We start from the raw sequence: 7528 nt of genomic DNA, 5'->3' as shown, positions 1-7528 counted from the left end.
GGCGCACCCTCCTGCCCTTTCACAGGGGATCAGGACGCCCCGCGCCGGAACTGTCCCGGCTGGCAGCCGTGAGCCTGACGGAACGCCGCCGCAAAATGGCTGGAACTGCTGAACCCGCAGAGGAAAGCGATTTCAGTCACGCTGTAACGCCCGTCCACCAGATAGCGGCAGGCCAGATCCAGCCGGTAATCGCGCAGCCAGGCGAAGACTGTCTTGCCAAACGCCTTGCGGAAGCAACGGTTCAGGCGGGTGTGGCTCATCCCCGCTTCCCGCGCCAGCTCCTCCAGCGGCGGGGGCGCGGACAGGCTGGACGCCAGCAGATCCATCGCCCGGACCACCCCGCGCTGCTCATCGCGGGCCAGACTGCCCCCCGGCAGCGGGTCAGGCACCGGCATCAGCCAGTGCGCCAGCAGGCCAAGGGCCTGACTTTCCGCCCGCAGCCGGTCCAGCGGGGTCAGCAGCGGATTGTTGAGCAGGGCGGTCACCCCATCGGCATCCGGGGTGTGACGCCCCAGCCGCAGGGCCCGGCAACCGGTCTGCCCCGGCAGATCGTCGAGCAGGCCCTGCAGACGGCCGAGATCAAACTTCAGGGCCAGCATCCGCCCCCCGGCCCGCCGTGTCGTCAGCCGGTCCATCGCCAGATCCTGCCCCTGAAACAGCCAGACATCGCCGGGGCAGACCTCATAGCGGGGGGCACCGTCAATGCCGAACAGGCTGCCACCGGACAGACCGAACCCCAGCACGCAGGTGGGGCCGCTATGCTCAACCCGGCTGCGAAAATCATCCTTCAGGGTACAGACGCTGTGAGTCGCCGTGATCCCGGCGGCAAGGCGACCAGTCCGGAACCGGATCTGTCCGCCCTGCGGCGCCAGTGTATTGTCCTGCCAGCCACCGCTGACCGGTAAGAATGCCTGCAGACGGCGGGAGTCAACATGGCAGGCAGCAGAGAGGCGCTGTGTCACCGGACACCTCATGCGATAAAATGATTATGATTATTAATTGCATCACATGATCTGCCTTGCAACCGGAAAGTCCCGGTCACCGGTAATAGATGCCAACAGCCTGCCCCTCAATCTGCCGGACCTGAACCGGAATTTCAAAGACCGCCTCCAGCAGGTCGGGGCGCATGATCTCAGCCGGGGGGCCGTCGTGCTGCAGGCGCCCGTCCTTCATCACCAGAATCCGGTCAGAATAGGCCGACGCAAAATTGATGTCGTGAATCACCACCACCACGGTGCGGCCCAGATCATCGGCAGCCCGCCGGATCAGGCGCATCATCGCCACCGCATGCCGCATATCGAGGTTGTTCAGCGGCTCATCCAGCAGGATGTAATCGGTATTCTGGCATAACACCATCGCCACCGCCGCCCGCTGGCGCTGCCCGCCTGACAGCTGATCCAGATAACGGTCCGCCAGCGCCGTCAGGTCCAGAAAGGCCAGTGCCTCAGCCACCCTGTCCCGGTCTTCAGCGGTCAGCCGCCCGCCGGAATAGGGATACCGGCCAAAGGCCACCAGATCGCGCACGGTCAGGCGGCTGACAAAATGGTTCTCCTGCCGCAGGATCGACAGCCGCCGGGCCAGCGCCGCGCTGTCGGTCGCCGCCACGTCGCGGCCATCCAGCAGCACCTGCCCGCCATCGGCGGGCAACAGCCGCCCCATCACCGACAGCAGGGTGGATTTGCCCGCCCCGTTGGGGCCGATCAGCGATACCACGCCCCCCGGCGGCAGAGTGAAGGAGACATCCTCCACCACCCGGCGGGCCCCATAGACCTTGCTGACGTTCCGAACCTCGATCACATCCGCCCCTTCCGCACCAGCAGCCACAGGAACAGGCTTCCCCCGGCAAATTCAATCACCACACTCAGGGTTCCGGCCATCCCGAAGCCGTATTCCAGCACCATCTGGCCCCCGGCGAGGGCCACCACCGCCAGCAGGGTGGCAAAGGGCAGCACCACGGCGTGGCGGGTGGTGCCCGCCAGCTGATAGGCCAGCGTGGCGGCCACAAAGCCCAGAAATGTCAGCGGGCCGATCAGCGCGGTCGAGGCCGAGACCATCACCGCAATCAGGATCAGCATCCGCGTCACCACCCGGTCATGACCGACCCCCAGCGCCACGGCGGTTTCCCGCCCCAGTGCCATCACGTCCAGCTCCCGCCGCGACCGCCACAGCAGCGCCCCGGCTGTCAGCACCAGCGCCCCGGCGGCAAGGGTCAGATCGCCTGCCGGAAGGGTCAGCTGTGCGAACAGACGCCCTTGCAGAACACTGAACTCGGTGGGGGCCAACATCCGCTGCATCAGCTCCGACAGGCTGCGGAACAGAATGCCGCAGACCAGCCCGGCCAGCAGCAGGCGGTACAGATCGCGGCGGGGCCCTGACAGCATCCAGCGGTACAGCAGGCAGGCAAAGCCGACCATCAGCGCGGTTTCCACACCAAACCGCAGCAGGGGCGGCCAGCCGGTCCAGCCGCCGGTGCCGAGAAAGAAAATCACTGCGGTCTGGACCAGCACAAACAGCGCATCAAACCCCATCACCGACGGTGTCAGTATCCGGTTGCGGGTCAGGGTCTGGAACACCACGGTCGAGGCCCCGACCGCGACGGCAACCAGCACCATCGCCGCCATCACCTGCGCCCGGTATGCCAGCACGTAAGACAGGCGCCCCCGCAGGCCGACTGTCATGAACAGGGCACAGACCACCAGTGTCAGCCCCAGCAGCAGAAGAAGACGGGTCTTAGGGGCGGGCATGGGCACGATCCGTCAGCAGCACACCCAGAAACAGCAGCGCCCCGAACACCCCCAGCACGGTGCCGACCGGCACCTCATACGGGGCGCGGACCACGCGCCCGACAATATCGCAGGCCAGCACAATGCCGCCCCCCAGCACGCAGACCCACGGAATGTTGCCCCGCACCGAATCCCCCCGCATCAGGCTGACAAGATTGGGTACGATCAGCCCCAGAAACGGCAGGGTTCCGATCACCACCGTCACCATGCCGTTGACGGCAGCAACAATCGCCAGACCCAGCGCCAGCGTGGCGCGGTAATTGAGACCCAGCGTCACCGCCACATCCCGCCCCATGCCCGCCACCGCGAAGCGGTCGGCCACGGCATAGGCCAGCAGCATCAGCCCGCCGGAGAGCCACAGCACCTCATACCGCCCGCGCAGCACCGCCGAGAAATCCCCGGCCATCCAGCCAACCAGCGACTGCAGCATCTCGAACCGCACCGCCAGAAACACCGTGGCCGCCCCGACGACAGCCCCCAGCATGATGCCGACCAGTGGCACCAGCAGCGACGACCGCAGCGGGAGACGGCTGACAATCAGCAGGAACAGCGCGGTTCCGGCCAGCGCAAATCCGGTTGCGGCCAGCATCTTGACCGCCACCGGGGCCGCCGGCCAGAAAATGCCCATCACCAGCAGGCCGAGCCCGGCGGAAGAAACGGTCCCGGCGGTCCCCGGCTCCACAAAGCGGTTCTGGGTCAGCTGCTGCATGATCAGTCCGCACAGGGCCATCGACATTCCGGCCAGCAACAGGGCTGCCGTGCGCGGCCAGCGGGTGATCAGCAACAGATCCCCCGCCCCCGGATCCGTCAGCAGCAGCCGCCACGGAATATCCCCGGTGCCGACCGCCATACTCAGGGCCGACAGCAGCACAACGGCCATCAAGGCCGCCGGAAGGGCCAGACGGGAGCGTATCGGAAAAAACCGCACCGGAGAAAACCGCATCAGTCTATCCGCCCCCGGTCAGCGCGGGGCCGACAGGGCGGCCTCCACCGTCTGCGTCAGGTGCAGCAGGGTCTGCAGACCACCGGCAACATACAGTTCTGCCGAGTCCAGATAGACAATCCGGCCCGCCTGCCGGGCCTTGGTGCGGGCGACGATCTCATTATCCAGCACCTGCTCGGCCGGGGCAGCGCCCTTGGTCCCGATCGCCGCATCCCGGCTGATGACGAACAGCCAGTCCGGATCAGCCTGCAACAGCAGCTCAAACGACATCGGGTTGCCGTGCAGCCCTTTCTCCGGCAGGTCGAGCGCCGGTCTGAAGCCCAGACCGTCATACAGGTAGCCGAACCGAGTGCCCGGACCATAGGCCGACATCCGCCCGCCATTGATCATCACCACCAGCGCCGTTCCTGCCGCTGCCGATTTGGTCCGTACCGCCGCCGCCGCCTGTTCCAGCGTGGTCAGGGCGGCCTCAGCCTGCGGGGTGCGGCCGAAAATCTCACCGATCTGCAGGGTGCGTTCGCGCAGACTGGCCATCAGGCGGCTGTCGTCCACCTCAAGATCCAGCGTCGGGGCAATCTTGCTCAGCTCCCCCTGTGCCTTCTTGGCCCGCCCCCCGCCGATGATCAGATCCGGGGCCTCGGCACTCAACCCCTGAAAGTCAGGCTCAAACAGACCACCGGCGTTGATATGGTCCCCCTGCTGGTATTTGCGCAGAAACGGCGGCAGGGTGACGTTGTTGCGCGGTACCCCGGCCACCGGGATGCCGAGGGCATCCATCGTATCCAGCGCTGCGGTATCAAAGACGATCACCTTTTTCGGCTGCACCGGCACTTCGCTGGTCCCCGCCGCATGCACCACCGTGTGCGTCGCCACCGGGGCCGGGGCGTCATCCCCCCAGCAGCCGCCAAGACTGAGCGAGGCCATAACCGCAGCGACCCAAGACAGGCTGAACCGGCGCATGAAGGAACTCCTTGATCCTGATTACGTGCGCACGATATTAATTATGATTCTCAAAGTCAACGTCGACAGCCCTCCCGGCTGCGGGTTATTCTTAGAGCCTCTCTAAATTGCTGTCCGCGCAACGGTTGCCGCAGGAGTTCCCGATGGTGAAAAAGACAGGGCCGGAGACACCGGCCCCAGACAGGCAGCCCCCCGCCGATGCCCTGACCCGGGGCAGGCTGACCGTGGCACTGGATGCCCTGCTGTCCCGCCGGAATGTCACACAGGCCGCGCAGGATCTTGGTGTTCAGACATCGGCGATGAGCCGCCTGCTGGCCCAGCTGCGGGAAGAACTGGGCGACCCGCTGTTTGTCCGGTCCGGGCGGGGTCTGGTGCCGACCCCGTTTGCCGAGGCCCTGCGCCCCCGGGTGCGGGCGGTGGCCGCCAGTCTGGACGCGCTGTTCACCACCGCCCTGCCCTCCATTCCCGGCGACAGCCCGCTGGACCCGCAGTGGAATGTCCCCACCGATATTCCGGCCCCGCCGCTGGCGGTCCGCCCGGCCCATCTGCTTGACGGTGAACCGTCAGCGCAGGACCTGATCCGCAAGCTCGACCGCACCCCCGCTGACGCCCCACCCCACCGGCGGCTGGCCCGGCATATCGGGGTGCTGGGGATTGCCGGGGGCGGCAATGGTCGCCCCCTGACCGAAGACGAGGCTGAAGAAGCCCTGTCGATCATCCTGTCCGGCGAGGCCGACCCGGTGCAGATCGGCGCCCTGTTCGGGATGATGCGGCTGCGGGGTTCCACCGCGCCGGAACTGGCCGGGTTTGTGCGGGCGGCCCGCAGCCATATTGCCGCCCGGGTCGGCACCGGGCTGAGCGCGGATCTGGACTGGCCGTGCTACACCTCGCCCAATTACCACAATCCGCCGTGGTTCTTTCACGCCGCCCGCCTGTTGGCCCGGGCCGGGCTGAAAGTGGTGCTGCACGGCAGCACCGGGACCGGCCAGACCTCCGGCCGTTATCAGCTGATTGCCCGGTCGCTGGACATTCCGGTCTGCACCACCGCGCAGGAGATCGGACAGGCCCTGATTGAAACCAATATTGCCTATATTCCGCTGGCCTCCCTCGCGCCGCAGATTTACCGGCTGCTCGGCCTGCATGGCCTGATGGAGGTACGCTCCCCGGTCTTTGAGACCGTGCATATGCTGAAGCCGGTCGACAGCCGCACCAGCCTGCTGGGAGTGGCCAAGCCCACCTATAAAGACCTGCACCGCGATACGGCGCGGCTGCTGGGCTGGCAGAACCTGTCGGTTCTGGGCGGCACCCGTGACGTCGCACAGTTTTCACCATTCCGGCTGTCCACCATCCACCGCCTGACCGACGGGCTGGCCGACGATGTGGTGATCCCGGCCCAGATGCATCAGCCCCCGCCGACCCCGCGCCCGCGCGGCACCAATCTGGAATACTGGCACAGCGTCTGGACCGGCGGTATCCGCGACACCCGGGCCGAACTGACAGTGATCGGCACCGCCGCCTTTGCCTTGCTGTCACTGCCCGGAACACCGCTGGACAGCTTCAGTCAGGCCATGGACCTTGCCACCCGGCTGTGGCGGGACCGGCACGCCCCCACCGCAGAGTCCCTGTCCTTTCTACAAAACGGGCAGCGGGCCGGACTGATCAACCGCAAGGGATGACCTGCATTCTTGATATTGCCAGTCATTATCATTTTCAGAAGCGTGTTGCACTTTGGCAACATAGATCTGTCCCGCCCCTTCCCAAAGCGGAACGTCTTTCAAAAATGATAGATAACCCCATGATTATAAAGAACAGATCAGAAAATTCTCCTGCCCTGAGAACACCCCCACGGGTGGTATTCCCCTGTCCGGCCTCTCGCAGGGAATAATGCGCTGGCTGCAATTTAGATCAGCTCTAAGAATCCCCGATTGAAGCAGGATCCCCCCCGTTGCTAGAAAGCGGCACTGATGCGTCGCCGACGCTGCTGTTCCGGCCTTTCTGGAGTCCTCCCCCGATGTCACAGGTTCCCCCTTCCCCGCTGCGGCCCCTTCTGTCCGGCGCGGCCACCGCCGGTCTGGCGATGGGGTTTGCCGCCCTGCCGGCCACCGCACAGGCCCAGACCGCCAACAGCAGCGGGGCCGGGTCAGCGCCCGTCACCACCCCGGATCCGGCGGTGCTGGCGCCGATGAGCGTCAATGCCCAGACCCCGGAAGCCGAGCCTACCAACATCAATTCTGCCAAAACCGGCATGTCGCGCCTGCCCGCCACCATTAAAGAGACCCCGCGCGTCATCAACGTGGTGCCGGAAGAGATCATCCAGCAGCAGCGCGCCACCACGCTGGAGCAGGTGCTGAAGAATGTGCCCGGCATCACCATGTCCGCCGGGGAAGGTCAGGGCGGGCAGACCGGCGACCAGTTCCGCATCCGTGGCCTGACCGCACGCGGCGATATTTACACCGACGGCCTGAAAGACTTTGGCGTCTACACCCGCGATTCCTTCAACACGGAAAGCGTGCAGGTGATCAAGGGGCCGTCAGGGGAAGGGTTCGGGGTCGGCACCTCCGGCGGGCTGATCAACCAGACCAGCAAAAAAGCGCATCTGGACAACACCAACCATCTGGAACAGAGCATCGGCACCGGTGCCATGTACCGTACGACGCTGGATTCCAACCACAAAATCACCGACACCTCCGCCGTGCGGCTGAATGCCCTGTACCAGTCGCAGGACGTGGCCGACCGCAATAACATTGATGCCGAACGCAAAGGGTTTGCCGCCGACATCGGCGTCGGGATCGGTGAAGCGACCACCTGGCACCTGAACTATTCCTACCTGAAGGGTGAAAAA

The 7528-nt window shown here is 65.6% G+C and carries 7 protein-coding genes; 2 read left to right on the top strand and 5 right to left on the bottom strand.

Features of this window, described 5'->3' with window-relative positions; translation table 11 throughout:
* Positions 1-29: 29 nt before the first annotated feature.
* From G365_RS23340 to G365_RS0119525, 5 genes are all read right to left on the bottom strand, one after another.
* Complete coding sequence (locus G365_RS23340; RefSeq protein WP_019647220.1) at positions 30-962, bottom strand: helix-turn-helix transcriptional regulator; 933 nt, start codon at positions 960-962, stop codon at positions 30-32.
* A gap of 76 nt (positions 963-1038) precedes the next feature.
* Entirely contained in the window at positions 1039-1824 is a 786-nt protein-coding gene (locus tag G365_RS0119540) for an iron ABC transporter ATP-binding protein (RefSeq protein WP_019647219.1), read from the bottom strand.
* Positions 1794-2744 carry an iron chelate uptake ABC transporter family permease subunit gene (locus G365_RS22500; RefSeq protein ID WP_019647218.1) on the bottom strand — a complete coding sequence of 317 codons (951 nt, stop codon included), beginning with the start codon at positions 2742-2744 and terminating at the stop codon, positions 1794-1796. Before G365_RS22500 ends, G365_RS0119540 begins: the two co-directional genes overlap by 31 nt.
* On the bottom strand, positions 2731-3726 hold the full coding sequence (locus tag G365_RS0119530) for an ABC transporter permease (protein WP_019647217.1): 996 nt from the start codon (positions 3724-3726) through the stop codon (positions 2731-2733). Before G365_RS0119530 ends, G365_RS22500 begins: the two co-directional genes overlap by 14 nt.
* 18 nt (positions 3727-3744) lie before the next feature.
* Positions 3745-4686, bottom strand: a complete 942-nt coding sequence (locus G365_RS0119525; protein ID WP_019647216.1) for a siderophore ABC transporter substrate-binding protein — start codon at positions 4684-4686, stop codon at positions 3745-3747.
* A gap of 143 nt (positions 4687-4829) precedes the next feature.
* Here G365_RS0119525 and G365_RS0119515 point away from each other — a divergent pair, with 143 nt between their 5' ends.
* Together G365_RS0119515 and G365_RS0119510 are read left to right on the top strand one after the other, a co-directional pair.
* Positions 4830-6362: a glycosyl transferase family protein gene (locus G365_RS0119515; protein ID WP_019647214.1), complete on the top strand. Its 1533-nt coding sequence runs from the start codon at positions 4830-4832 to the stop codon at positions 6360-6362.
* Positions 6363-6697: 335 nt separating this feature from the next.
* Positions 6698-7528 (top strand): TonB-dependent receptor (locus G365_RS0119510; protein WP_019647213.1); only part of this gene is annotated, 831 nt, incomplete at its 3' end.

The sequence above is a fragment of the Novispirillum itersonii subsp. itersonii ATCC 12639 genome, assembly GCF_000381985.1.
GTDB lineage: Bacteria > Pseudomonadota > Alphaproteobacteria > Rhodospirillales > Rhodospirillaceae > Novispirillum > Novispirillum itersonii.
The sequence above is the reverse complement of the archived record's forward strand: the minus strand, read 5'-3'. Positions and strand labels throughout refer to the sequence as shown.